The organism is Gordonia aichiensis (assembly GCF_039946255.1).
In the GTDB taxonomy this organism is placed as follows: Bacteria; Actinomycetota; Actinomycetes; order Mycobacteriales; family Mycobacteriaceae; genus Gordonia; species Gordonia aichiensis_A.
Map to the genome: position 1 here is coordinate 35,689 of NZ_JBCDWL010000017.1, position 25,840 is coordinate 61,528.

General features: G+C 71.2%; 21 protein-coding genes. 10 read left to right on the forward strand and 11 right to left on the reverse strand.

Annotated elements, in window-relative coordinates; genetic code table 11:
- The first annotated feature begins 14 nt into the window (after positions 1 to 14).
- Positions 15 to 1,145 carry a glycosyltransferase family 4 protein gene (locus AAFO60_RS16850; protein ID WP_347957385.1) on the forward strand — a complete coding sequence of 377 codons (1,131 nt, stop codon included), beginning with the start codon at positions 15 to 17 and terminating at the stop codon, positions 1,143 to 1,145.
- A gap of 402 nt (positions 1,146 to 1,547) precedes the next feature.
- Here AAFO60_RS16850 and AAFO60_RS16855 read toward each other — a convergent pair whose 3' ends face one another.
- From AAFO60_RS16855 to AAFO60_RS16865, 3 genes are all read right to left on the reverse strand, one after another.
- Positions 1,548 to 2,201: a ScbR family autoregulator-binding transcription factor gene (locus tag AAFO60_RS16855; RefSeq protein ID WP_347957386.1), complete on the reverse strand. Its 654-nt coding sequence runs from the start codon at positions 2,199 to 2,201 to the stop codon at positions 1,548 to 1,550.
- Between the two features lie 245 nt (positions 2,202 to 2,446).
- Positions 2,447 to 4,180 (reverse strand): hypothetical protein, encoded by a 1,734-nt coding sequence (locus AAFO60_RS16860; RefSeq protein WP_347957387.1) that lies wholly within the window; start codon positions 4,178 to 4,180, stop codon positions 2,447 to 2,449.
- A 15-nt stretch (positions 4,181 to 4,195) separates the two neighbouring features.
- Positions 4,196 to 5,110, reverse strand: a complete 915-nt coding sequence (locus AAFO60_RS16865; RefSeq protein ID WP_347957388.1) for an HpcH/HpaI aldolase/citrate lyase family protein — start codon at positions 5,108 to 5,110, stop codon at positions 4,196 to 4,198.
- 80 nt (positions 5,111 to 5,190) lie between these two features.
- On the opposite strand from AAFO60_RS16865, the gene AAFO60_RS16870 reads away from it, so the two are divergent.
- Positions 5,191 to 6,459: a lipopolysaccharide biosynthesis protein gene (locus AAFO60_RS16870; RefSeq protein WP_347957389.1), complete on the forward strand. Its 1,269-nt coding sequence runs from the start codon at positions 5,191 to 5,193 to the stop codon at positions 6,457 to 6,459.
- Here the strand turns inward: AAFO60_RS16870 and AAFO60_RS16875 are convergent.
- Positions 6,404 to 7,498 carry a porin PorA family protein gene (locus tag AAFO60_RS16875; RefSeq protein ID WP_347957390.1) on the reverse strand — a complete coding sequence of 365 codons (1,095 nt, stop codon included), beginning with the start codon at positions 7,496 to 7,498 and terminating at the stop codon, positions 6,404 to 6,406. The two genes, AAFO60_RS16870 and AAFO60_RS16875, sit on opposite strands and share 56 nt — an antisense overlap.
- A 102-nt stretch (positions 7,499 to 7,600) precedes the next feature.
- Here AAFO60_RS16875 and AAFO60_RS16880 point away from each other — a divergent pair, with 102 nt between their 5' ends.
- Positions 7,601 to 8,773 (forward strand): acyltransferase family protein, encoded by a 1,173-nt coding sequence (locus tag AAFO60_RS16880; RefSeq protein ID WP_347957391.1) that lies wholly within the window; start codon positions 7,601 to 7,603, stop codon positions 8,771 to 8,773.
- The gene (locus AAFO60_RS16885) at positions 8,770 to 9,198 is read left to right on the forward strand and encodes a hypothetical protein (RefSeq protein ID WP_347957392.1); all 429 of its coding nucleotides are present in this window, start codon (positions 8,770 to 8,772) and stop codon (positions 9,196 to 9,198) included. Before AAFO60_RS16880 ends, AAFO60_RS16885 begins: the two co-directional genes overlap by 4 nt.
- Here the strand turns inward: AAFO60_RS16885 and AAFO60_RS16890 are convergent.
- Positions 9,166 to 13,620 (reverse strand): alpha-(1->3)-arabinofuranosyltransferase domain-containing protein, encoded by a 4,455-nt coding sequence (locus AAFO60_RS16890; RefSeq protein WP_432211724.1) that lies wholly within the window; start codon positions 13,618 to 13,620, stop codon positions 9,166 to 9,168. The two genes, AAFO60_RS16885 and AAFO60_RS16890, sit on opposite strands and share 33 nt — an antisense overlap.
- Positions 13,617 to 13,814 carry a DUF2613 domain-containing protein gene (locus AAFO60_RS16895; protein ID WP_347957434.1) on the reverse strand — a complete coding sequence of 66 codons (198 nt, stop codon included), beginning with the start codon at positions 13,812 to 13,814 and terminating at the stop codon, positions 13,617 to 13,619. The genes AAFO60_RS16890 and AAFO60_RS16895 overlap by 4 nt, the downstream gene beginning before the upstream one ends.
- 55 nt (positions 13,815 to 13,869) lie before the next feature.
- Here AAFO60_RS16895 and AAFO60_RS16900 point away from each other — a divergent pair, with 55 nt between their 5' ends.
- Together AAFO60_RS16900 and AAFO60_RS16905 are read left to right on the forward strand one after the other, a co-directional pair.
- Positions 13,870 to 15,078 (forward strand): glycoside hydrolase family 3 N-terminal domain-containing protein, encoded by a 1,209-nt coding sequence (locus AAFO60_RS16900; protein WP_347957393.1) that lies wholly within the window; start codon positions 13,870 to 13,872, stop codon positions 15,076 to 15,078.
- Between the two features lie 28 nt (positions 15,079 to 15,106).
- The gene (locus AAFO60_RS16905) at positions 15,107 to 15,730 is read left to right on the forward strand and encodes a TetR/AcrR family transcriptional regulator (RefSeq protein WP_347957394.1); all 624 of its coding nucleotides are present in this window, start codon (positions 15,107 to 15,109) and stop codon (positions 15,728 to 15,730) included.
- A gap of 11 nt (positions 15,731 to 15,741) precedes the next feature.
- On the opposite strand, the gene AAFO60_RS16910 is transcribed toward AAFO60_RS16905, so the two are convergent.
- The 3 genes from AAFO60_RS16910 to AAFO60_RS16920 form a co-directional block, all read right to left on the reverse strand.
- Complete coding sequence (locus tag AAFO60_RS16910) at positions 15,742 to 17,136, reverse strand: lipase family protein (protein WP_347957395.1); 1,395 nt, start codon at positions 17,134 to 17,136, stop codon at positions 15,742 to 15,744.
- Positions 17,137 to 17,349: 213 nt separating this feature from the next.
- Positions 17,350 to 18,234, reverse strand: a complete 885-nt coding sequence (locus AAFO60_RS16915; protein WP_347957396.1) for a MaoC/PaaZ C-terminal domain-containing protein — start codon at positions 18,232 to 18,234, stop codon at positions 17,350 to 17,352.
- A gap of 14 nt (positions 18,235 to 18,248) precedes the next feature.
- Positions 18,249 to 19,610, reverse strand: a complete 1,362-nt coding sequence (locus AAFO60_RS16920; RefSeq protein ID WP_347957397.1) for a 3-oxoacyl-ACP reductase — start codon at positions 19,608 to 19,610, stop codon at positions 18,249 to 18,251.
- A 220-nt stretch (positions 19,611 to 19,830) separates the two neighbouring features.
- Between AAFO60_RS16920 and AAFO60_RS16925 the strand changes: the two genes are divergently transcribed.
- Positions 19,831 to 21,138 carry an acetyl-CoA C-acetyltransferase gene (locus AAFO60_RS16925; protein ID WP_347957398.1) on the forward strand — a complete coding sequence of 436 codons (1,308 nt, stop codon included), beginning with the start codon at positions 19,831 to 19,833 and terminating at the stop codon, positions 21,136 to 21,138.
- 242 nt (positions 21,139 to 21,380) lie between these two features.
- The gene (locus tag AAFO60_RS16930) at positions 21,381 to 23,069 is read left to right on the forward strand and encodes a VanW family protein (RefSeq protein ID WP_347957399.1); all 1,689 of its coding nucleotides are present in this window, start codon (positions 21,381 to 21,383) and stop codon (positions 23,067 to 23,069) included.
- A gap of 6 nt (positions 23,070 to 23,075) precedes the next feature.
- Here the strand turns inward: AAFO60_RS16930 and AAFO60_RS16935 are convergent, their stop codons facing one another.
- On the reverse strand, positions 23,076 to 24,029 hold the full coding sequence (locus AAFO60_RS16935) for a sulfotransferase domain-containing protein (RefSeq protein WP_347957400.1): 954 nt from the start codon (positions 24,027 to 24,029) through the stop codon (positions 23,076 to 23,078).
- A 179-nt stretch (positions 24,030 to 24,208) separates the two neighbouring features.
- Here AAFO60_RS16935 and AAFO60_RS16940 point away from each other — a divergent pair, with 179 nt between their 5' ends.
- Both AAFO60_RS16940 and AAFO60_RS16945 read left to right on the forward strand, forming a co-directional pair.
- Entirely contained in the window at positions 24,209 to 24,985 is a 777-nt protein-coding gene (locus AAFO60_RS16940) for an SDR family NAD(P)-dependent oxidoreductase (RefSeq protein ID WP_347957401.1), read from the forward strand.
- 119 nt (positions 24,986 to 25,104) lie between these two features.
- Complete coding sequence (locus AAFO60_RS16945) at positions 25,105 to 25,473, forward strand: helix-turn-helix domain-containing protein (protein ID WP_347957402.1); 369 nt, start codon at positions 25,105 to 25,107, stop codon at positions 25,471 to 25,473.
- An 80-nt stretch (positions 25,474 to 25,553) separates the two neighbouring features.
- Here AAFO60_RS16945 and AAFO60_RS16950 read toward each other — a convergent pair whose 3' ends face one another.
- Positions 25,554 to 25,838 (reverse strand): hypothetical protein, encoded by a 285-nt coding sequence (locus tag AAFO60_RS16950; protein WP_347957403.1) that lies wholly within the window; start codon positions 25,836 to 25,838, stop codon positions 25,554 to 25,556.
- Positions 25,839 to 25,840 lie beyond the last annotated feature (2 nt).

Genomic DNA, 25,840 nt, shown 5'->3' on the forward strand with positions numbered 1-25,840 from the left:
ATACGCTGGACCGAGTGAGTGTGCCGACCGATGTGCTGCTGCTGTGCTGGCGCGACACCGGCCATCCGCAGGGCGGCGGCAGCGAACAGTACCTGGAGCGCGTCGGCGCCGAACTCGCCGCACGCGGCTCGCGCGTCACCCTTTTGACCGCCCGCTATCCCGGCGCCCCGCGCAGGCAGATGAAGGGCGGGATCCGCATCCTGCGCGCGGGCGGTCGGCTGACGGTGTACCCGCGGGCCCTGGCGACACTCGCGGCCGCGCGCTGGGGCCGCGGCCGACTGGCCGGCTACCGGCCCGACGTCGTCGTCGACACCCAGAACGGGGTGCCCTTCTTCGCCCGCCTGGTGGCCGGAGCCCCGACCGTGGTGCTGGTGCACCACTGCCATCGTGAGCAGTGGCCGGTCGCGGGCCCGGTGCTGTCCCGGATCGGATGGCAGATCGAGTCCCGGCTCTCACCGCGCGTGCACCGGCGCGATCGATACATCACCGTCTCGCTGCCCTCGGCCGCCGAACTGGTCGACCTGGGCGTCGACCGCCACCGGATCCGGGTGGTGCGTGCGGGAATCGACCCGGTTCCGGACGGGGTGAGCGCGCCTGCGGCCAGGGCCGGACTGCGCTTGATCGCCGTGTCCCGGCTGGTGCCGCACAAGCAGATCGAAGATGCCCTCACGGTGGTCGCGCGGCTGGTCGCCGACGGCGTCGACGCCCGCTTGGACGTGGTGGGAGACGGCTGGTGGGCTGGGCGGCTCCATCAGGCGGCCGCCGCCCAGCGGGTCGCCGACCGCGTCGTCTTCCACGGCTACGTCAGCGATCGCCGCAAACACGAGCTGCTCGCCGCCGCCGATCTGCACCTGATGCCCTCCCGCAAGGAGGGGTGGGGGCTGGCCGTCGTGGAGGCCGCTCAGCACGGAGTGCCGACCATCGGCTACCGCAGTTCGGCCGGGCTGACCGACTCGGTCACCGACGGAATCACCGGACTGCTCGTCGACGACCTCGACGAACTGTGTGCGGCGACGGCGACGCTGGGCGCCGACCCGGTCCGTCGCCGCGAACTGGGCGAGGCGGCCCGCCGGCGCGCGGCGCAGTACTCGTGGGCCGACACCGCCGACGGTTTCGCCGAGGTCTTCGCCGCAGTCCGTCCCTGATCGTGCAGGGGGTCTCGATGCGCTTGCTCGCTGCGCTCGCAGGCTTACTCGACCAGCCTGGGTTGGGGTGTTTTCAGGTGGTCGATCAGCCTGGGTGGCAGTGCTTTTCAGGGTTGTCGAGTAAGCGGAGGAACGGAGTGCCGGAGCGCATCGAGGCGATGTGCGGGGGTCTCGATGCGCTTGCTCGCTGCGCTCGCAGGCTTACTCGACCAGCCTGGGAAGGCGGGCTTGCGTGGCCGGCGTGAGGACGGCCTGGGTGGGGGTTTCTCGGCCAGCCTGGGTGGGCGGCCTTGCGGTTGCCGGCCTGGGAAGGGCGGCCTGGGTGGGGGTTTCTCGGAGGGCCTTTTCAGGGTTGTCGAGTAAGCGGAGGAACGGAGTGACGGAGCGCATCGAGACGAGGAGTCACGCGGGCACGGACTCGGCCAACTGTGCGCCGAGCAGATCGGGGTGCGCGGCGACCCGCTCTGCGGGCATCAGCGTCCACATCAGCGTGTCGGCCAGATGGTCGATCCGGGCGCTGAGATCGTCGTGACCGGACACCGCGTACGACAGCACGTGGGCGCCGACGAAGGCCTCGGTGATGAAGGTGGCGGCCTCGGCCGGATCGGTGCCGGGCCGCACATCGCCCTCGGCGAGGCCGATCGAGACCAAGTGCTTCAGCGCCTCGATCCACGCGGAGTACACCGGGATCGGGACCTGCCCGGAGTTCAGCTCGATGACGAGCCGGATCCCGGCGCCGACCACCGGGTCGTCGCCGAGCAGCCGGCCCATCTCGCGGCAGAGCATGGCGATCTGCCGCACGGCGTAGTCGCCCGTCGCGGTGACCGCGGTGACCGCGGCGACCGCGGCGGCCGACCGCACGCCGAACTCGTCGACGACCGCTGTGGCCAACTCCTCCTTGGACTCGAAATGGAAGTAGATCGCACCCCGCGTCAGACCGGTCTCGCCGACGATGTCGTTGAGGCGAGCGCGCTCGAACCCCGCGCGGCCGAAGAGCTCGGCAGCGCCGTCGACGATCTGACGCCGGGTCTGGACAGCTCTCGCCTGCTGCGCCATCAGTCCCTCCGAATGTGAACTACCCCATCTGACCTGCGGCGATTAGTCCGAAAAGTGGACTCGAACCTTGCATGTCATTACTCGAGAGTATAGCGTTACATACCGGTGAACCGGTTTTGCCGGGCGTGACACTGAAGCTGTGACATCGGCTGGGAGCACGGAGGAATTCCGCCGACGGGCCGAGGGGTGTTTCAGAGACCGTCCGCAGGCGGTGACCGGCTTCGGTGCGCGACTCCCGCGCAGAACTATCGCGGGGGTGGCGCACCTGCGTGTCTGCGCGGCGACCATCGGGCGAATCCAGCCCGGATCGACGTCGTTCCCGCGCCGAGCAGCGCCCCGATCCCACCGAGCAGCGCGCCCAGCCACAGCATGTGTGCCGTCACCGACATCGCCCACGCCGCGACGCTCGGCTCCGGAAAGGGCTGTGCGCCGTCGATACGCCAGACGGACAGATGCGGCCCGCGCATGACCGGCGGCCCGCTCTCGGCCAGCAGCGGCGGCGGGTCGGCCTCCTCGACGACCACCCACCCCACACCCGACTCGGCGAGGATCCGCGGGTCGCCGCCGGCGCGCAGCGCCTCGACGATCTCCGCTGTCCGGCCGGTGGGGCCGTCGACGGTCCGACCGTCCACGGTCAGTTCGCCGGAGACGACGACCGGCGCATCGAGCAGGCGGGGCAGCGGTGTCAGCGACGGTCCGGTGGTCCAGGAGAGCCTGCGGACCGCGTCGGCGGGCCACACCGCGACAGCGCCGGACGCGCCGTCGGCGTCGTCCCCGATCAGTGCGGTGACCTGCGCATAGTCGCCGGGATAAGCCACCGGTGCGATCCTTCCGCCGACACCCCACGCAAGATCGGGAAGGGGCGCGACGATCAGCGCGACGACCGCCGCAGCGGCGAAGCCGGCGGGCACCGATCGTCGAAACGCGTCGACGGCGCCGGCCGCCGCGAGGGCCGCGAAAGGCACCGCTGGAGCCAGGTACTTCTGCGTGTCGCGGAACAGTCCGGCGCCCGGAACATCGCGCAACAGCGCCTCCACGAGCACCAGCCCGGGCGGGGTGGCGGCCGCGATCACCAGCACCACGACCACCACGGCGAGTCCCGCCAGCGCCCGCACCACGGCGCGCTCGACGGTGGCCGGTCGCGTGCCGTGTCGCAGCAGCCGCCGGGTGCCGACCGCCACGATCAGCAGCAGACACGCGGTCGCGACCAACGCCCACGGCCCCTGACGGCTGGCGGGGACGGCATCGGCGTTCCAGATGCCGCCCAACCCCGGCGCGGTGCCGACCGTCCCCAGCCAGGGCTCGGCCCGCAGCGCGAAAACGGCTGCGCCGCCCGAACTCCCGGTGCCGGTGGCGAGCGCGGCACCCACCAGCCACGGCGACGCGGTCGCCAGCCAGCACAGGGCGGCCACGGCGACCCGCCGACGCGGCAACCGCGCGGCCGCGGCCACCACCGCGGCCACGATCACGACCAGCACCGAACCGGTCGGGGTGAGGCCGCCGGCGGCGAAGATCCCGGCCAGGGCAGCCCACCGTCGGCGCGTCGGCGCGCGGGTCAGGTCGAGGACCGCGGGCACGACCCAGCCGAGCGCCGCGTACCCGGCCAGCAGGCTCCAGTGCCCCTGCAGCAGACGTTCGGCGACGAACGGATTCCAGATCCCGACCGTCGCCGCCGCCGTCGCACCGGCCCGGCCGGCCGACGGCACCAGGCGCAGCGCCAGCCGCCCGTAGCCGACGCCCGCGGCGAACAGGGCGAGCGCGGTCAGCGAGGCGACCAGCCAGCCGCCGTCGACCAGGCGCGAGGTCAGCGCCAGAAATGCATCCTGCGGGACCGCGCGCGGCGGGGCGCCGTCGATGCCGAAAGCCGCCGCGACCAGCGGGAACCGCGGGGTCGCGACGGCGTCGCGGTAGAGCAGATGATCATCGAAGAGCGGCCCGCAGATCAGCGCGGTGAGCAGTGCGCTGACCGCGTACAGCACGTCGGGCCGACCTCGTCAGTAGTGGTAGGTGTCGGTGGGGGCGGGCATGTGGTCGTTGATGCCGTGGTCGCTGGGCACGATCCCGTAGGCGCGGGCCAGCTCCAGGATCTTGGTGCCGCGGGCGATGCGGGGCAGGTCGGAGCCGTTGCGGATCTCGCCGCCGTCGGCCTCGAACTCGGTGAAGAACTCGCGCGCCCACTTGATCTCGTCCTGCGACGGCGACAGGCCCTCGTTGACGGCCGCGCACTGGTCGGGCGTCAGGCAGATCTTGCCGGTCATCCCGAACTCCGCGCTCACGGCGGTCGCCTCCGACAGCTTCAGCGCGCTGGAGCCGACGGTCGGACCGTCGATCGCCGACGGCAGGTTGGCCGCCTTCGCCGCGATCGTGAACCGGGACCGCGCATACGCGAGGGTCGCGGGCTGCTCGCCGAAACCGGTGTCGCGGCGGAAGTCGCCGATGCCGAACGCCAGCCGGAAGGTGCCCTTGGCCGACGCGATCTCGGTGATCCGCTCCAGGCCGCGGGCGGTCTCCACCAGGGCGACGATCGGGACGCCCGGCATCCGCTGCGCGGTCTCGGTGACGTGGTCGACCGACTCGACCATCGCCAGCATGATGCCGCCGATCGACGTGCCCGACAGCGCTGCCAGATCGGCCGCCCACCACGGGGTGCCGAAACCGTTGATCCGCACCCAGTCGGAGTGCCCGTCGGCGAGCCAACCGATCACGTTGTCGCGGGCGCTGTCCTTGTCCTTGGGTGCGACGGCGTCCTCGATGTCGAGGATCACGATGTCGGCGCGCGAGCGCGAGGCCGCCTCGAAACGGTCGTACTGGGCACCGTTCACCAACAGCCAGCTGCGCGCCAGGACCGGGTCGATGCGGCTCCCGACGTCGGCGGGGTCGGGCTCGTGGAATGGTTCGGTGTCGTACATCGACTCTTCGCGCTCGTCTCGATCAGATCCGGATACTGCCGATGAAGTCTATCGCGGGGTCTGCGGGCAGACTGGTCAGCATGGCCCCGCCCGCCCCGCCCGCCGTCCGCGGGTCCACCGTGCGCTCGCTGGGCTGGGTCACCGCAGGCACGATGCTGGCCAACCTGTTGGCCTACGCGGTGCAGGTGCCCGCCAGCCGGGTGCTCGGCCCCGACGGTTTCGGCGAGTTCTCCGTGCTGAACGCCGCCATGCTGGTGGCCTCGGTGCCGGCGCTGGCGCTGCAGTCGGTGGTGGCCCGCGAGCGCGTCCGCGGCACGTCGGAGCCGCGGCTGTGGCGGCTGATCGGCATCGTCTTCACCGTCGTGCTGGCGGCGTCGGTCGTCGCGACCGGGGTCATGATGCGGCTCGCCCACACGGGCCTCGACTCCACGGCCGCCGCCCTCGCCAGCGCGGCGCCGCTGGCGCTGATCGCGGGCGGACAGGGCCTGCTGCAGGCCGCCGGCCGGTTCCAGTTGCTCGGCATCGTCCTGGCCGCGGTCGGGGTGCTGCGGTCGGCGCCGGTGGTCGCGGCCGTGTACTTCGGGTCCGACGCCACCGGGGCACTGGTCGCGGGCACCGCGGGCACGGTGATCGCGGCCGTCGTCGTCGCGCTGATCGCTGCGAACCCGGCCGGCGGTTCGGGGTCGGCCGACGACCGCCGCTCGGCGATCGCGCTGCCCGACGTGCTGGCCGCCTCGGGCGTGCAGTTCGTGATGATCGTCGCGGTCTCGGTCGATCTCCTGCTGTCCCGCTCGGTGCTGAGCCCGGCCGATGCGGGCGTGTACGCACTCGGAGCGGTCGCCGCCAAGGCCGCGTTCTGGCTGCCGCAGGCCGTCGGGGTCGTCGTCTACCCGCGCCTGGCCGACCCGGTGCGGTCGGGGACGGCGCTGCGCAGCGGTGTCGTCGTGCTGGGTCTGATCGGCTTCGCCGTCACCGCCGCGGCCGCGCTCGGCGGGCCGCTGGTGCCGACGGTGATCTCCGCCGACTACCGGCCGGTGGCCGGGCTGATGTGGCTGTTCGCGCTGACCGGCGCGCTGCTGTCGGTGCTGCAGTTGATGCTGCTGACGGCGATCGCGCAGAACCGGACCCGGGGCGCCCTGCCCGCACTGGTCGTGTTGGTCGCCGAGGTGATCGTGATCATGACCTGCGTCGATTCGGTGATCGAGTTGATCGGCGTCGCGGCGAGTGCTGCGGCGTGCGCGGTGGTCGCAACCGGAGTCTGGCTCGTCGCCGCCGACCGACCTCGGTCGGCCGCTACCGCGGGCGACGCGCCGACCGCGCCAGGACGACGGCGCCGCCGATCACGATGACGGCGCCCGCCGCGCCGAGTGCCAGCGGCAGAATCCGTGTCGTCAGCCGGACCGGGAAGGCGCGGGCCTGCGCTGCGGCAGCGCCGTCGGAGCGACTGCGCTGATCACCGGTCACCGTGGCCCGCAGATTCGGCAGGACGAAGTCGGCCAGAGCCGGATCGCGAGCAGACTCGTCGGCGGTGAACCGGTACTCCTCGTCGATCTCCACCCGCTGGTCGACGAGCGTGCCGGTCGCGGTGTCGACGTACAGGTCGTGGATGGCGCGGTGATGCAGCGTCGCCGTCAATGGACGGTCGGGCGCGACGCCGGGAAACCGCCCGAACCACGACGCCGGTCGGACGATCACGCCGCGCGGATCGGTGCCCAGCGCGCCCAGGTCGGTGTCGGCGATCGTCGCGCGCAACCGGATGACCTCGCGCCCGTCGATCTGCGTGCGCCCCACCTCGTGCAGGGGGACCGTCTGACGGGTCGGGACGTCGAAGTACTCGCCGGGCGTGCGGAAACCGTACGGCAGCACGTAGGTGCGGCCCCGACGGTCGGGCACGGCGACGGCGGCGCGCTTGTCGTCGTACTGGATCTCGGAGCGGCCGGTCGGCGCCGCGGTGCGTCGGTCGAGCGTCACCCGGTCGATCGTCGCCGCCAGGGTCGGCTCGTGGCAGACCTGCTCGGCGTCGACCGACCGGCCGTCGACGGTGTACGAGCGGACGCCGAGCGCGGTGCCCGTCTGCAGGGTGACCACGTCGGAATCGGCCGGCCGGACGGCGACGGTCCGCTGCCGCTGCTGCACCGTCGCCGGCAGCACTCGCGCCGCCGGAGCGTCCAGCGAGCACCGATCCAGGACGACGGCGTCGTCGGCGCCGTCGCCGACCCACGTGCGGTCGATGCTCAGCGGAAGCTTCTTCAGTCCCGTCCCGATCATCGGTCCCATCGCGAAGGCCGCCGCCAGCAGCAGTGCGCCGAGGAAGAAGGCGGTCGGCGCCACCAGCTCGCGCGCCGACCAGCGCGGTGGATCGGAGACGGCGTCGTCGGCGTCGGGCATGGGACCGACTGTAGGTGCTCGCCGGCCCGAATGACGTGCTGACCCGCTCGGGAACGATGGTCGAGCTGCGCCGGGGCCGCGGCGATTACCCTGGGCGAAGACATGACCGACTCCCCGCAGGCGCCCGCGCGGCGCTTCTACCCGCAGTTGGAGGGCTTGCGCGCCGTCGCCTCGCTCGGCGTGCTGACCACCCACGTCGCGTTTCAGACGCGCGCCACGCAGTGGCCGGTGGTCGGGGAGATCCTGGGACGGCTCGATCTGGCCGTCGCACTGTTCTTCGCGCTCAGCGGCTTCCTGCTGTGGCGGCCGTACGCGACCGCGGCGCGCGAGCGGGCTGCCGGGCGGCCCGACGTGGTCCGCTACCTCCGGCACCGCTTCGTTCGCATCTGGCCGGCCTACGCGCTGGTGGTGATCGCCGTCTTCCTGCTGCTGCCGCAGGCGCGCGGCGCGTCGGCGACGGTGTGGCTGGCCAACCTGACCCTGACCCAGGTCTTCGTCCCGCTGACGCTGGCGCCCGGACTCACCCAGATGTGGAGCCTGTCGGTGGAAGTGGCCTTCTACCTGCTGCTTCCGGTGATCGGGATCGCGCTGTTCCGGCTGCGGGGACCGCGTGCCCGACTGCGGATCCCGATCGTCGTCGCCGTGGCGATCGGCAGCCTCGGATGGACGTGGATCACCCGGCTGCTGTCGCTGCCGGGCGGAGTCGAGGCGCGCAACTGGGTGCCGGGCTATCTGCCGTGGTTCGCCGTCGGCCTGGTGCTCGCCGAGACGGTTGCGGCGCTCGCCGCGGGCACCGTCGACGGCCGGTCGCCGGCGGTCCGGATCGCGCGCAACCGGCCGCTGATGCTCGCGGTGTTCGTCGCCGCCTATGCGCTGGCCTGCACACCGCTCGCCGGGCCCGTCGGGCTCGGCGACATGACGCACCTGTCGTACGTGGCCAAGATGGTCCTCGGTGCGGTCGCCGCGCTGGCCGTTCTGGCACCCCTGGTGCTGGGCGAGGGGCGATTCGCGTTCCTCGACTCGACCGTGATGAACGCGCTCGGCCGATGGTCGTACGGCATCTTCATCTGGCACCTGGCGGTCCTGAGCATCGTCTTCGGACTGTTCGGCATCCCGATGTTCGCCGGACACTTCGTCGAAGTCTGGGCGCTCACCGTGATCCTGACCGTCGCACTGTCGGCGGCGAGCTACGCCTTCGTCGAAGAACCGCTACGCGTGCGGTTGAGCCGATGGGAGAAACGGACGGCGCGCGCCACGATAGCCTCGACACCATGATGCTCACTGCATTGATCGTGCTTCTGTGCACCGCCGTCACCGGCGCGGTCACGGTCGGAGCGTGGATGACGAACGCCCACGTGCGCCGCGCCAAGACGGGGCCGGGTCGGCACCGTCGCATGCCGCCCCAACTGGTCTTCGGCCACATGGTGCTCGGCGTCGCCGCCGTGACCGCCTGGGTGAGCTTCCTCATCATCGATCGCGCCTACGCGGGATGGATCAGCATCGCCTTCATGGTCGTCGCGGCCGGTCTGGGCATCGCGATGTTCCTCCGCTGGATCCCGAGCTACCGGCCCGGCGCCGGAAGTCTGCGGGTCGCCGGAGCGACGTCGGCGGAGCAGAACCTGCCGATCGGCGTGGTGCTGTCCCACGGCGTCTTCGCCGTCGGCGCGCTAGTGATCGCGGTCGTCGCCCTGCTCTGGTGACTCCGGCGGGCTGATCCGCGGGCGGTCGGGCACCAGGGTCGACGCGACGGCCGCGGCGACCGCGACGAGCGCGAATGCCTGAGCCCACCCGCTGTAACCGAGATACGGCGCTCCCGAATGCCACGGGCCCGCGGCCAGAACGACGGTCGCGGCGAGCATCGCGCCGAAGGTCAGACCCGGCCGAATACGCGGCGAACACCGCCAGACGACGACGCCCGTCGCGGCCGCGAGCAGGGTGCCGGGCCAGCCCGCGAGCAGGAACGCCGCGGTGAGGGAGATCGCGGTGAGTGCTGGGGTCTCGATACGGCCTCGGCTAGCGCCTCGGCCTACTCGACCAGCCTGTTGGGGGTCGGGGGTGGCTTGGGAGGCGGTGAGTGCGGGGGTCTCGATACGGCCTCGGCTAGCGCCTCGGCCTACTCGACCAGCCTGTTGGGGGGCGGTGGGGTCGAGGGTGGCTTGGGGTGCGGTGGGGGCGGGGGTGGAAGCAGCGGCGGAGCGGGGGGAGGTGGTGCGGCGCAGGGGCCACCAGGCGACGGCGAACAGCAGGGCGACCAGCGACAGGCCGACCGCGAGCGCCCACCGGTACGGGGAGTCCAGGTCGAAGGTCAGGGCGATCGTGCCCGCCGCTCCCGCCGGGACCACCCAGCCCTGCTGCCAGCCGTTCACCGTCACCGGTGTCAGTTCGCGATCCCCGATGCGGGCGTGCCAGCCGGGATTGGTGCTCTCCGGGACCGACAGCACGCGGTCGGTCGAGGCCGCGTCGACGCTCATCAGACGCTCGGTGGCACCCCAGCTCTCGACGCGGGGCCGAGTCACCGCGGGGGCCTCGGCTCGCGCACCAGGAACCGTGAGCGTCACCGCGTCGACGGTGAACGCGCCGCCCGGGTTGACCGACAGCTCCTGCTCGCCGGCGGCCAACTGGACCGGGGGGCCGGGACACGGGGAGGCGATCACGGGCTCGCCGCGGCGCAGCGCGCCCGCCGTGGTGCGGGCCTGCAGTCGCACCACCTGACCGGAGACGGTCAGCCCCAGCGCGTGCGGCCCCAACGGGTCGGCGTCACAGCGGATCTCGATCGGCCGGGTGTCGTCTGCGCGACCGCCGACGACGGCGCCGTCGGTGGTCAGCACCTCGATCTCGCCGATGCCGACCGGGGCGTCCGACGCGAAGCCCAGGTCGTTGACGTTGATCAGATCGCTCTGCTTCTCGACGGTGAGGACGAGCGAGTCGGCGCGGTGCGGCGACAAGGTCACCGCGCCGTCGGCGGGGACCTCGACTCGCTCCCGGCCGACCGACCGGTCGCCGTCGCGGAACTCGACCGTGAGCTCCGTGGGCCGCGCCGGATAGTCGTGCGGGGTCTGGAGTCTGAGTCCCGAGACCTCTTGTGCCGTCGGCAGATGCAGGGTGAGGCGGGGTCGGTCCTTCTCACGCGCCGTCGACGATCCTCGACCGCGGGGCTTCGAGTCGGCGGCCGGTTCGGCGGCGATCCAGGCGGTGTTCGGATCGGCGTCGACCGCGGCCGAGGCATTGCCGCGGGGGTCAGTGACGGCTGCGGCGCCGTCGGCGGTGAGGGTCGCGGGCGCTCGGAGCAGGGCGGCCAGCTCGCCGCCGGGCTTGGGGCGCAGGACCACCGACGGTGCCACCTCGGTCGGCGCGGGGACCGACAGCACCCGACCGAAGACGCCCGGGGTCTCCGCGACCGAGCCCAGTGCGGGCGAGCAGCGCACCCGACCGCGGTCGTCGCCCGTCTCCTGCGTGAGGCAGTCGGGTCGGGCACCGAACTCGGGCCCGAGCACCCACTCCGACACCCGGTCGGCGGCGTCGCGGGTCGGCAGCACGGTGCGTTGGCGGATCGACAGCGGCGCACCGCTGTTCGCATCCGACAGCGAGAGCTCGGCGACGGCGAACTGGTTGCCGCCGGTACCGTTCGCGGTGTCGATGGCGCGGACCTCTATCCGGGAGGTCGGCCCGCCCGGCAGCACGATCCGCGTGGGCACCCCCGGCTCGATCCCCTGCGCGACGGTGCTGCCCGTGTCCGTGGACACCAGGACAGTCGACACGTCCGGCCCGAGGGCCTTCGCCGTGGTGACGGTGACGGCCAGACCGCTGCGCGGCGTCGTGAACTCGACCGCCAGCCAGCGGCCGACGGCCGACTCCAGCCCGCGCGAGACCCAGGCGGTCGCCGGGTCGCCGTCGAACGCCGCGGCCGTCGAGTTCGCGGGCGAGGTGCGTCCCGGCTGGGTGGCGTCGGCCGCCGACCCGGAGCTGGTGACGCGCACCTGTCCGGGCCGATTGTCGAGGACCCACTGCGCCTCGACGAGCGGCCGGCCGGGCACCGGATAGTCGGGGGCCGCGTTCTTGGTGAGCCGTGGATCGCCGGGCGCCCGAACGGCCGACGAGTGCTCGTCGACCCTGCCGAAATCGGTCTCCCGGTCGACCGGGGTGTCGGTGACGACGAAGGGCTGCGCCGGGAGTCCGGCGCGGGCCGCGTCGGTCGTCAGGAGCGCCGGTCCCAGCGGCTCGGCTCCGCTGCGTCGCCGCGAGTCCGCCAGCGCGAGCAGGGCTTCGGGGCCGCCGTCGACCCGCGTCATGGCCGCGGCGTCGACGAGTCGGGGCCCGCCCGGCAGGCACGACGAGCAGTCGGGGTCCACGCGGTAGACGGTGATCGCGGGCAGCGGCGGTCGCAGGCCGTCGTCGACGACGATGCCGTCGAGCGCGGCGGGCGCCACCGGCGGTCCGAATCGCGCCGCCTCGACGAATCCGGGAGAGAGCGCCAGGGCCTGCGCCACGGCGAGCGGGCGCGCCGACCGCGAGGTGTCGGGGTCCAGATCGGCGCGCAGCACCACGTAGCTCACCCCCTGCTCGACCAGCGTCTCGGCGAGCCCGGGCGATCCCCGCCCGGAACTGAGGGCGCGCTGCACGGAGTCCATCGCGCGGATCGCGCCGGGCGGAGTCAGCGGGATCGCATCGCGTACCGCCCACGGCGTCTGCGCCAGCGCCTGCAGGGGTTCGTCGCGGGTGAGCCCCCACAGTTGATCGGCGAAGGGCGCGCCGGGAACGACGAGTGCGCGCGCCGGAGTGGCCGAACCCTGTTCGGCGGCGGCCAACCAGTCGGCGGTCTGCGCCCAGTAGTCGGGGATGGCGCGGTAGCTCTTGGCGGGCGCCAGCCCACCGGTCCACAGGAGCGAACCGGACCCGAACGCGGCGATCACGACCACCAGCGCCGCGGCGACACCGCGCTCGGCGTGATGGGTGCGGGCGGGCACGCGGACGCGCGCGAGCAGATGGGCGATGCCCAGCGCCAGCGGAAGTCGGACCAGCGGATCGAACTTGTGGATGTTGCGCAGCGCGGCGCCGGAGCCGTCGAGGAAGGCGACGACCGTCTCGCGGATCGGCGACCCCAGGGTCCCCGGGTAGCCGAGGCACATGGCGAGCAGGCCGACGGCCGCGATGGTCAGCAGGCGGCCGCGATACGGCATGGCGCGCATCGTCAGACCCGCCAGCCCGGCCGCCGCGAGCACGCCGGTCGCCAGCACCGCCGCGGGCTCGGACACCAGCACCGCCCCCACCGCGCGCTCGGGGGAGACGAACGGCGTCCACGAGTCCGTGCCGCGCAGCACTTCGGTGAGGGAGGTCCACTCGGTGGTCACCGACGCCGATTCGATGAAGTCGAGGAACGGCGGCGAGACCCGCGAAAGGATCGCCAGTCCGGCCAGCCACCACAGGCAGGCGGCCGCCGCACCCGCCGCCCACCACGCGCCGAAGACCAGTCCCCGGCGACGACGCGAGCGGTCGCGCCGAGCGGTCGCCAGCACCCACCAGATCACCGAGATCGCGACGGCCGCGGCCGTGGCCACGGCGTTGACCGCCCCCATCAAGGCGATGGCGCACGCCGATCGCGCGGCCTCGCGCCACAGCGGCCGCCGGTCGCCGACGTCGTCGAGCGCGCGGACCAGCGGGATCAGCACCCAGGGCGCGAGCATCATCGGGAGGGTCTCGGAGGAGATGGTCCCGAGCGTCGTCATCACGCGCGGCGCGAGCACGAACACCCACGCGGCGGCCAGCCGCGACCAGAACGACCCTGTGCGCAGGGCCTCGGCGAGTCGGACGACGCCGATGAAGCCTGCCGTCAGCAGCAGCGCCCACCAGCAGCGTTGGACGATCCACGCCGGGACGTGGAGCAGGTCGCCGGCGGCGAAGAACAGGCCGTGGGGGAAGAAGTAGCCGTACGCCTGGTTCTGCACCTGGCCCATCGGGGCGTCGGGCGACCACAGGTGCGCCGCGCGCATCAGGAAGCCGATCGGGTCGGCGGTCAGATCGAGCTTGGTGTCCGGGGAGACGAGACCCGGCCGTTGCAGCAGGCAGATGACCAGCGCGACGACACCGACGACGACCCCGTCGCGCCGGGACAGCTCGCGCGTCAGTTGTTGGAGTCTCCGCTGCCGCGGGATCCGTAGTCGACCGACCCCTGAACGAAACCGTTGTCCGCGTTGAAGCTGTTCACGTCCGTGGACGGTTTGGTCTCCGAAGCGAGTTGGCCGCCGAGGAAGACCGCGCCGATACCGATGATCACACCGGCCACCCCGGCGACGGCTCCGTAGATCAGGCGTTCGCGCATTGCCCCAAACTACCATCTCGGCGGCCACCGGGAGCCTCGTGCGAGACTGGACTCCATGCGACCGCCTTCACTTCTCCGCCCCAGCCGCGCAGTCGTCGCCCTGCTGGCGGCGGTCGGGCTGTTCGCCTCTGCGGCCTGCTCGGATACGCCTCCGGCACCGACCGCGGCGCCGACGTCGAGCAGCGCTGCGGCATCGTCGACGCCCGCTTCGGCGAGCCACTCGTCGAGTGCGGCACCGGCTCCGCAGACGTGCGGCGCGCAGCGGTTGGCGAGCATGAAGCTGCGCGACAAGCTGGCGCAACTGCTGGTGGTCGGCGTGCAGAACGCCGCGGACGCCGAGCGGGTCGTGGCGCGGGAGCACCTCGGCGGGGTGTTCGTCGGCAGCTGGACCGACTTGTCGATGCTCACCGACGGTTCGCTGCGGAAGCTCTCCGAGAAGCAGCCGATCCCGCTGATGGTGACCGTCGACCAGGAAGGCGGCCGGGTCAACCGGCTCAAGTCGCTCGGCATCGACCTGCCGTCGGCCCGGGTGCTGGCGCAGACCAAGACGCCCGAGCAGGTGCGGGCGCTCGCCAAGGACGCCGGGCAGAAGATGGCCGCGCTCGGCATCACGGTCGACTTCGCGCCGTCGGTCGACGTGAGCGCCGAAGCCGACGACGAGGTGATCGGCGACCGCTCCTTCTCGAACGATCCGGCCGTGGTGACCGAGTACGCGTCGGCCTTCGCCAAGGGCTTGCAGGACGCCGGGATCATGCCGGTCTTCAAGCACTTCCCCGGACACGGCCACGGCTCGGGAGACTCGCACACCGGTGCGGTGACGACGCCGCCGCTGGCGCAGCTGAAGGACAGCGACCTGGTGCCCTACCGCACGCTGCTGCGCGATCCGGGCAACGCCGGGGTCATGGTCGGTCACTTGATCGTGCCCGGCCTGACCGGTGCGGGAACCCCGGCGAGCATCAGCCCGGCCGCCATCGGGATGCTCCGCAGCGGGACGAAGTACGGCGGTCCCGGATTCAACGGGGTGGTCTTCTCCGACGATCTGTCGGGCATGAAGGCGATCACCGACCAGTACACGATCGAGCAGGCCGTGCTGCGCGCGATCGTCGCCGGCTCCGACATCGGGCTGTGGCTGTCGACCGACCGCGTCGGCTCGGTGCTCGACTCGCTGGAGGCGGCCGTCGCCAAGGGGCGGCTGTCGACGCAGCGGGTGGATCGTTCGGTGGTCCGCATTCTGCGGGCCAAGGGCGTCTTGGATTGCCCGTGACGTTCTTACTCAGTGGTAAGTTATAGGCATGGCCAGCGGAACCAAACGTCTGCCGCGCGCGGTGCGGGAGCAGCAGATGCTCGACGCAGCCGTCTCGGCGTTCTCGACGAAGGGCTTCACCGACACGTCGATGGATGCGATCGCCGCTGAGGCGAAGATCTCCAAACCGATGCTCTATCTGTACTACGGCTCCAAGGACGAGCTGTTCAGCGCCTGCATCGCCCGCGAATCCGGTCGGTTCATGGAGGCGATGTCGAGCGGATTCGATCCGTCGATGCGGCAGAAGGATCAGGCCCGGACCCTGGTTCGCGAATTCCTCCGGTTCGTCTATCAGAACTCCGAGTCGTGGCGGGTGCTGTACCGGGTGGCGGTCGGCACCGCGTCGTTCGCCCACATCGTCTCCGACAGCCGCAAGAACGTCACCGCGATGGTCACCGATCTGATTCGGCGCGGAACCACCACCGAGGGTGCGAGCGACGTCGACTTCGAGCTGACGGCCGTCGCGCTCGTCGGCGCCGGCGAGGCCGTCGCCGACCGGATCTCCGAGGGCGACATCGACCTGGAGACCGCGACCGACCTGCTGCTCGGAATCACCTGGCGCGGACTGCGCGGGGTGGGCGTCCCGGAGGACGCCGTCGGCGACGAGCACTGAGCGACCGACCGTCAGGTCCGACAACCGCTCCGGGCCGGGACGCCGCGCAGGCGGGCGTCGAGCCACTCGAGTGCGCCGGGATATCCGCTGATCGCGGCGATCACGTGTTCGCCGGGGACCTCGCGGTAGGTGGCGACGGCGCCGAGCCTGCACTGCTGCTCGAACAGTTCGCGGGCTCCCGCCGCGGGGATCCAGAACTCCTGCGCGCCCTGATAGATGTACAGTGGCACGGCTGACTTCGCGCCGGCCATCTCGGTGACGCGATAGATGTGCTCGGCCACCGGGGAGTGGAACGGGTCGGGATCGTTCGACATCAACTGCATGGGCATGAACGTCACTCCCGCGATCGCCAGCGGCAGCTCGCAGGCGTTCTTCAGCGGCGACGTCGCAAGCCACTGCGCGAGGTTGTTCGCCATCGTCAGGATCGACGGCCGCTCGCGAGCGATGCCGAAGGTCGCGGCGTGAAACAGGCCCGTCGCGAGGTTGGCGTTCATGCTGCCGACCAGCATCCGATAGTCGGTGGGGACCCCGCCCATGGCGGCGCCGACGATCCGGCCGACCAGTTCGGGCGCGTAGGTCGCCACCAGCTTCGCCGCGCCGTCGGTGGCGATGGCGCCGCCGGAGTATCCGGTGACGGCGACGCGGCCGGCGCCGAAGCGAGACGCGTCCAGCGCGGCGGCGGCCCGGATCGAGTCGAGGACCACGTGCCCGGCGACGGTCGGCTCGGCGTACGCCATGCGCGGGCCCTCGTGGTCGGGCACGATCACCGTGTATCCCCGCGCCAGGGCGAGCTGGGTGGTCGGCGGCACGAGGTCGCCGCCGTTGCTCGCCGCGGAGATCCCGTGCGCCATGGTGTAGCCGGGGGTGCAGGCCGTGCCGAGCGAGTCGATCGGGATGTTGTTCACCAGGATCGGTCGCGGCCCGCGGATCGGCGCCGCGTTGCGGGGCTCGAGGATCGTCGCGGTCCCGAACGACGGTCGGCCCAGGGCGTCGGTCGAGGCGAACTTGATCAGACGGGCGCGGGTGATCGGCGCGGACACCAGCGGGGCGGCGACGGCGGTCACGTCGCGGACGGCGAGCACGTCGCCGGGGGTGTGCTCGCGCAGCGTCGGCGACCAGCGGTCGAACATCGGATCGCCGGTCGGCGACGGAAGCGCGGCCTCCCGCAGCGAGAGCGTCTGCTCGTCGAAGCCGGGGGCCTGCGCGCGTTGCGGGATCGTGGCGAGTCGCGGGTACGGGGGCGCGGGCACCACGCGGTCGATGATCTCGGGAACGGCTCGGGGGACGGCCATCATGTTCGGCGGTTCCCAGCCGGTGTGCGGTGCGGCGTGCGCCGCTCCCGGTGCCGTGAGCAGGGCGGCGCAGAGGATCAGTGCGCCTATGCCGGATCTCGCAGACACCCCCATGACCCGAAGGTAGTCGGCGGGCGGTGGCCGCGGCGGTCTTCGGCGGTTTCGGCGCAGGGCGAGCGGCGCGGGGCGGGCGGCGCGGGGCGGGCGAGCGTCGATCGAGCGGCGTCGATCGGGCAGCGGTCAGGCGCCGACTCCCGGCGTCCTTCGGGTCCCGAGAACGGGCCCGATGGGACCGGCAGTCGGCGCCTGGCGTCGACGGCGGCGCGATCAGCCGCGCGGACGCGTCGTCGCCGTCAGATGCGGGTAGCCCTTCCGCCGGTTGAGGATCGACAGGTCGTAGCCCCCGTCGACGGCCTCGGTGTACATGTTCACCTTCGCCGGGAGCAGGATCGGCTTGCCGAACCGCACCGCGTACACCACCGCTTCCGGCAGCTGCGCCTCGACGTTCGCCAGCACCGCCGCGGCGCTCCACATGCCGTGAGCGATGGCGCGGCTGAAACCGAAGGCCTTCGCCGTCAGATCGGCCATGTGGATCGGATTGCGGTCGCCCGAGGCGTTCGCGTACTGGCGGATCAGCCCCAGGTCGACGCCGACCACGCGGTCGGGCGGCGGCGGGGCGGTGTCCTTCGGCTTCGGTCCGCGCTCGGCGTCCGACAGACCGGTGCGCTGCTGCTTCAGGAACGTCCCGGTCTGCACTGCCACCAGTTCGCGGCCGACGTGGAACTCCGAGATCACGTCCACGAGCATGCCCTTGCGATGCTCGCGCAGATTCTCTGCGTGAGTCGAGACGGTGAGCGGCTCGTCGACGCCGATGGCGCGGAACCGTTCGATCCGATTCTCGAAGTGCACCGCGCCGACGGCGCCGAACGGGAAGTCCGGGGCCACCATGACGGTCATCGCGAGCGGGAACTGCAACACGAACAGGTACGTCAGTGGCACCTGCGAACCGAACTGCAGGCCCGTGGTCCGGCAATACTCGTGCAGTCGATCCTGATCGACGCGCAGGTTCTCGATCCGGTACACGGTGTCGGGCAACGACGCGTCCGCGCCGATCCGTGCAGGCTTCCCGATCACCGGGAGCATGGCGCTCACGGCCTTCGGGTAGATCTGACCTGCGCCCGGCAGGGACTTGAGGATGATGGTCTTACTCATCGGCGTCTCCGGGCTCAGGCGCCGAGCAGGCTCTGACCGCACACGCGGACCACGTTGCCGGTGACCGCGTTGCTCGCCGGGTTGGCGAAGTAGGCGACGGTCTCGGCGACATCGACGGTCTGGCCGCCCTGCTGCAGCGAGTTCATCCGACGGCCCACCTCGCGGGTCGCGAGCGGGATGGCCGCCGTCATCGCGGTCTCGATGAAGCCCGGGGCCACCGCGTTGATGGTGATGCCCGACTTCGCCAGGATCGGCGCGTAGGCGTCGACCAGACCGATGACGCCGGCCTTGGAGGCGCCGTAATTGGTCTGGCCGCGGTTGCCCGCGATGCCCGCGATCGAGGAGACGTCGACGACGGCGCCGCCGGGCCGCAGGGCCTTGCGCTCGACGAGCTCGTTGACCAGCGTCTGCGGGGCGATCAGGTTCACCGCGATCACCGAGTTCCAGCGGCCGGCGTCCATGTTGGCCAGCAGCTTGTCGCGGGTGATTCCGGCGTTGTTGACGATGATGTCGAGTCCGCCGTGGCGCTGCACGACGTGCTCGGCGATCTGCTCACCGGCGTCGGCTGCGGTCACGTCCAGCGGCAGGGCGGTGCCGCCGATCTTGTTGGCGGTCTCGCTCAGCGCCTCGCCCGCGGCCGGGATGTCGGCGGCGATGACGTGGGCGCCGTCGCGCGCCAGGACCTCGGCGATGGTCGCGCCGATGCCGCGGGCGGCGCCGGTGACGAGGGCGACCTTGCCCGCCAGCGGCTTGTCCCAGCTCTCGACGGCGGCGGCGTCGGCGTCGCCGACCCGGATCACCTGGGCGTCGACGTAGGTCGACTTGGCCGACAGCAGGAAGCGCAGGGTGGACTCCACACCCGACAGGCCGGTCGCGGCCTTCGGGGCGACGTACACCAGCTGCGCGGTGGCGCCGTTGCGGAGCTCCTTGCCGAGCGACCGGGTGAAGCCCTCCAGCGCGCGCTGGGCGACCTGCTCGTCGGGGCTCGCGGCCAGCTCGGGGGTGGTGCCGAGGACTACGAAGCGCGCCGAGTTGCCGGCCGAGCGCATGATCGGGGTGAAGAACTCGAACAGCTGCTCCAGTTCGGCGGCCGACGAGATCCCGGTCGCGTCGAAGACTGCCGCACCGAGCTTGTCGGCCGAGCGGCCGCCCGCGTTGTTCTCGACGAGGGTGTAGTCGTCGCCGGCGCTGAGGATCTCGCGGACCGGCTCCACGAGGCGGCCTGCGCCGCCGAGCAGGACCGGGCCGGCCAGCGCGGGCTGGGAGGCCGCGTATCGACGCAGGGTGGGCGGCTGCGGGAGGCCGACGCGCGAGGCGATGAACGCTCCCGGGCCGCTGTTGACGATGGACGAATACAGATCGGTGTTGCCTGCCACGACTGTCTCCTTCATTGAGGTCGGTGAAGCTTCGTTCGGCGTCCCGGGGTCGGGAAACCGGCCCTGCCGGAGACCCTAGGCACAGGCCTGCGGCGAGCAGTAGTCCGCCCGACTGTGACATGTGCCGCAGGGTCGGGAGTCGACAACTAACTTACTCGCGAGTAAGAATACTCTCAAGGTCGAACTCGGTTCGACACCCGCGACACTCCAGGAGAAGCACGTGGCCTCGTACACGCCCCGCCAGCCGGAAACCCGTCAGCAGCGCCCGGTCGCCATCCTCGGCGGCAACCGCATCCCGTTCGCGCGCCAGGACCGCGCCTACGCCACCGCCAGCAATCAGGAGATGTTCACCGCCGCCCTGCAGGGCCTGGTGAGCCGGTTCAACCTGCAGGGCGAGCGACTCGGCATGGTCGCCGGCGGCGCCGTCCTCAAGCATCCGCGCGACTTCAACCTCATCCGCGAGTCCGTCCTCGGCTCGTCGCTGTCGCCCTACACTCCCGGCCTCGACCTGCAGCAGGCCTGCGGCACCGGCCTGCAGGCCATCCAGGTGGTCGCCGACGGCATCGCCAGTGGCCGCTACGACGTCGCCGTCGGCGGCGGTGTGGACACCACCTCCGACGCGCCGATCGGCGTCTCCGACGACATGCGCCGCCAGCTGCTCGAAGTGAACCGCGCACGCAGCACCGCCGACCGGATCAAGGCCGCGCTGAGCCTGGTCACCAAGCTCGGCATCGAGATCCCCGCCAACGGCGAGCCGCGCACCGGCATGTCGATGGGCGAGCACGCCGCCGTCACCGCCAAGGAGTTCGGCATCTCCCGCGCCGACCAGGACGAACTGGCCGCCGCCAGCCACCAGAAGATGGGCGCCGCGTACGACAGCGGCTTCTTCGACGACCTGGTCACCCCGTTCCGGGGCCTGACGCGCGATGAGAACCTGCGCCCGAACTCGTCGGTGGAGAAGCTGGCCACGCTCAAGCCGGTCTTCGGCGTCGGCCTGGGCGATGCGACCATGACCGCGGGTAATTCCACTCCGCTCTCGGACGGGGCGTCGGCCGTCCTGCTCGCGACCGACGAATGGGCCGCCGAGAAGAAGCTGCCCGTGCTGGCGTACCTGCGCGACACCGAGACCGCGGCCGTCGACTACGTGAACGGTCCCGACGGGCTGCTGATGGCCCCGACCTACGCGGTGCCGCGACTGTTGGCCCGCAACGGCCTGACCCTGCAGGACTTCGACTTCTACGAGATCCACGAGGCCTTCGCCTCGGTGGTGCTGTGCACCCTGCAGGCATGGGAGTCGGAGGAGTACTGCCGCGAGCGGCTCGGACTGGACGCTCCCCTGGGGGCGATCGACCGCAGCAAGCTGAACGTCAACGGGTCCTCGCTGGCCGCCGGACACCCGTTCGCCGCAACCGGCGGGCGCATCATCGCCCAGGCCGCCAAGCAGATCAAGGCCAACGGCGGCGGACGCGCGCTGGTGTCCATCTGTGCCGCCGGCGGCCAGGGCGTCACCGCGATCGTCGAAGGCTGATCGAGGCGCCGACCAGCTCTTTCGCCGCGACTGACCGAGTCCGGAAGAAAGTTTTCGTCCGCGTGTAACGCGTGTCGAGGCTCCGACTATATACCGAGTAGCTCCGGCTGAACCGCCAGACCCCCGACCCGGCGGTTCAGTCGGAGTCTTCTGTCTACCGGCCCGGCGAGCCCGCGACGACCGGGGATTTCGGACAATCGGTTTCCCCCGAAGACAGGTCTTCGCGTTAGGATTCAACAGTTGTGACCCCACCCGACGAACGTTCCGATTCCCGCCGGTGGATCGTTCGCGGTCTGCTCGGTGGTCTGCTCGTGGTCGGCGCAGCGTTCGGAATCGACGCCGTGCTCACACACGGGCACACCGCGCGCGGTGCGCACATCGCCGAGTTCGACTTCGGCGATCTCGACGAGGCGCAGGCCCGCACTCGACTCGAGGCGCTCGTCGTGTCCGCACACAGCCCGGTGTCGGTTCGCACGGACACCGGCTCGGCGCGCATCGACCCCGCGGCGCTCGGCGCGACCTTCGACGTCGACGCCACCCTCGACCGACTGATGGACCAGCCGCGCAATCCGTGGGATCGGTTCCTCGGAATGCTGGGGGTGACCCGTGACGTGGCGCCCGCGGTGTCGTTGGACGACCGCAAGTTCAACGACGCGCTCGACGCGCACCGCGGCGAACTCGAGAAGGCGGCCGTCGAAGGCGGCGTGCACTTCGACGGCCTGACGCCGGTCGGCGACTTCCCGTCCAAGGGGCTCCGGATCGATCGGGCGGCGGCCAAGACCTCGATCGCCGAGAAGTGGCTCAGCGGGCATCCGGTGGACCTGGCGATGGAGCCCTTCTCGCCGACCGTGTCGGCGCAGACCGTGCAGGCGACCCTCGACGGTCCGGCGCAGCACGTGACCGCGGGGCCGATTCCGCTGGCCGGTCGCGGCGCGCGGGTCATCGTCTCGGCACGAGAGGCCGGCAAGCTCGTCACCTTCGTTCCGGACGGCAAGGGCGGGCTGGTGCCACACGTCGACGCCCGCGCCGCCGATGACGTTCTCGGCGACCGCGCCGCGAAGACCGAGTCGGTGCCGGTGGAGGCCTCCTTCCGGGTGGGCGGCGGCGTGCCGACGCTGCTCCCGTCGGCCGAGGGGGCGAAAGTGGACTGGGGCCAGACCTCCCAGCGCATCGCCGGCCTGGCCGTCGAACCCGACCACCGATCCGGCGAGGTCGCCTATCGGATCACCAAACCGAAGGTCGACACCAGACGCGCCCGCAAGCTCGGCGTGAAGGAAGTGGTCTCGGAGTTCACCACCGGCGGCTTCAGCGGTCCCTCGGGGGAGAACATCCGCCTGGTGGCCCAGCAGGTGAACGGTGCACTGATCCTGCCCGGGCAGACCTTCTCGCTCAACGGCTACACCGGACCGCGCGGTTCGGCGCAGGGCTACGTCGAGTCCGGGATCATCGACCACGGGCGGCCGTCGAAGGCCGTCGGCGGCGGCATCTCCCAGTTCGCGACGACCCTCTACAACGCCTCGTACTTCGCCGGCCTGGAGGACGTCGCGCACACCGAGCACAGCTACTACATCTCGCGCTACCCGGAGGCGCGCGAGGCGACGGTGTACGAGGGCGCCATAGACCTGCAGTTCAAGAACAACACCCCGTACGGCATCGTCATCGAGACCGGATGGAGTCCGTCGAGCGTCACCGTGCGGATGTGGAGCACCAAGACCGTCGACGTCGAGTCGGTGACCGGATCGCGCACCTACCCGACCTCGCCCACGGTGGTACAGGTGCCCGCGTCCGAGAGCTGCGTGCCCAGCAGCGGGCAGGGCGGTTTCACCGCGTCCAACACCCGCATCATCCGCGACGCGGCCACCGGGCGCGAGACCTACCGGCACACGCGGACGGTCCGCTACGATCCGGAGCCGATCGTCCGCTGCGGCTGAGGGGTGTCAGTTCCAGCCGAACGACAGGCCGGTCAGCTCCTCGAGTTCGGCGTTGTGGGGCCGGTAGAAGTCGATCAGCTTCTGACGGGACTGCTCGTCCTGGGCGGGCGCGGCCACCGGGCTCTCGTTGACCACCGGGAGGCGCTGGTAGTCGACCGGCGGCAGGTCGAGGAAGTCGTGGATCCGGGCCAGCACCGTGGCCGGGTCGGTGAAGTAGTCCTCGGCCTGCAGCAGCAGGATCTGCTCCGGCGGGAAGAACTCCGACCATCGCTTCAACCGGGGTGCGTAGATGCCCGAATGCAGCGGCGCCTGCGGGGTGTAGAAGTTCGACGGGTACGGGTACTTGCCGAGGGCGTAGTCGACGTATGAGGCGTAGTCGTCGAAGACCGGATTGGTCAGCGCCTTGGCGCCGCCGAACATGTAGTCGAACTTGAAGTGCGAGTACATGCGATCGACGGGGTCGCGAAGCATGATCACGATCTGCATGTCGGGTCTCGCCGCAGCGACGGCCTCGGGGAAGTCGTGGTCCATCAGATGCGGATTGAAGTACCCGTTGCGCGCGGTGCCGGTCGACTCGCGGATGAGGTCCATCTCGTCGTCGGTGGGGTAGTAGAGGCGCCACTTCTCCGGGTCGTGGTGCGGCAACTCCTTGCACAGCGGCGTACCGATGCTGGGGTGGGCGATGAGGTTGGTCGCCAGGTCGCTGGTCCCGCTCTTGATCGCTCCCAGGCACAGGAAGTCCGGGATCGAGCGGTTGCTCGCGGTGGCTTTGCGCGCCAGGTACAGCCACGGCGGCGGGGTGTCCCAGTAGTGGGGCAGCGGGCGGGTCAGCCAGGTCCCGAACAACTGCGCGCGCCGGGCGAGCCGCTCGCGGATCGGACGGTCGTTGAAGCGGAGCAGAAACAATTCGGTCGTCCACTCGTACGAGGTGGCGAACAGGTCTGCGTCGAAGTCGGTCACTCTAGTCGGCCTCTTGCGGAATAAGCTCACAAAGGCACAATAGTCATCTGTACGGACTACTGGGCCAGAACCACGATATCGGCTGAACAGAGTAACGTAGACATACTATCGAAACTCCGAACTGGAACGTGTTGCAGCCCGGCGGTGTGCCTTCGGTCACCGACCGCTAAGCTCGCGACATGGATATCACTGGAGCAAGTGCAATCGTGACCGGCGGTGCGTCGGGCATCGGTGCGGCCTCGGCCCGCCGGCTCGCCGCCCGCGGAGCCAAGGTCGTCATCGCCGATCTGAAGGCCGAAGACGGCGAGGCCCTGGCCAAGGAGATCGGCGGCGCCTTCGTCACCGTCGACGTGACCGACACTGCGCAGATCGAAGCGGCCGTCACCAAGGCCGTGGAGCTCGGGCCGCTGAAGGCCGTCGTCAACTCGGCGGGCATCGGATGGGCGCAGCGCACCATCGGCCGCGACGGCGAGTTCGCCTCCGCGCACAACCTCGACCTCTACAAGAAGGTCATCGCGATCAACTTGATCGGCACCTTCGACACCGTGCGCCTGGCCGCCACCGCGATGAGCCGCAACGAGCCCAACGCCAACGGCGAGCGCGGCGCGATCGTCAACCTGGCGTCGGTCGCCGCGTTCGACGGCCAGATCGGCCAGGCCGCCTACTCGTCGTCGAAGGGCGGTGTCGTCGGCATGACCCTGCCGGTCGCGCGCGACCTGTCGGCCGCGGGCATCCGCGTCAACTGCATCGCCCCCGGCCTGATCGACACCCCGATCTACGGCACCGGCCCCGAGTCGGAGGCCTTCAAGGCCAAGCTCGGCGAGAGCGTCCTGTTCCCGAAGCGCCTCGGCGTGCCGGACGAGCTGGCGTCGATGGTCGAGGAGCTGATCACCAACTCCTACATGAACGCCGAAGTCGTCCGCGTCGACGGCGGCATCCGGATGCCTCCGAAGTAGATCGGGCTCAACCCGGCAGCAGAACGAGTCCCCCGCGCGCGGTGTCTTCCCGACATCGCCCGCGGGGGACTCGTCTTCCGGGGCGGATCGCCACGCCGTCGTGGCATTAACATGGGGGCATGAGTGACGCAGACCCCCGCCCGCCCACGCTCGGGGAGCTGATCCGGACTCAGCGGGAGTTGGCGGCCCTGCCGATGCGCAAGCTCGCCGAGATGGTCGGCATCTCCAACCCGTATCTGTCCCAGATCGAGCGGAACCTGCGCGAGCCGAGCGACCGGGTGCTGGAGGCCATCGCCCACAACCTCCACCTGTCGGCGGACTCGCTGGCCGCCTCGGCGCGCCCGTCGGACCCCGAGGGGCAGCCGGAGGTGGTCGCGGCGATCCGCCGCGACCCGGACCTGACCCGTGCTCAACGCGCGGCCCTCGAAGAGATGTACGAGACCTTCCGCGGCGTGACGGTCGCCAATCGGCGACGAGGTGACGGCTGAGATCCAGGTGCAGAACGCAAGAAGGGCGCGAACCCCAGTGGGGTTCGCGCCCTTCTCGCGTGCGCTGTGATCGGCTGTGATCAGGCGAGGACCGAGCGAGCGGCCGAGACGCCTGCGGCGTTCAGGTCGCCGAAGAGCTTGACCTGCGCGGCGACGAGGTCGTCGACGGCTGCGACGCCGGTGGCGCCGGCGAACTTGAGCTGGAAGTCGAGGACGGTGTCGACCGACTTGGCGTAGGCCTCGACCGACGCGAGCGCGGTCTGCTTGGAGGTGGCCAGCAGGGTCTCCGAGATGTTCTGGATCTGCTTGGTCGCCTCGTCGGCGGTGTTGAGGACCTTGTCGGCGACCTTCTGGTTCGTGGTCATGT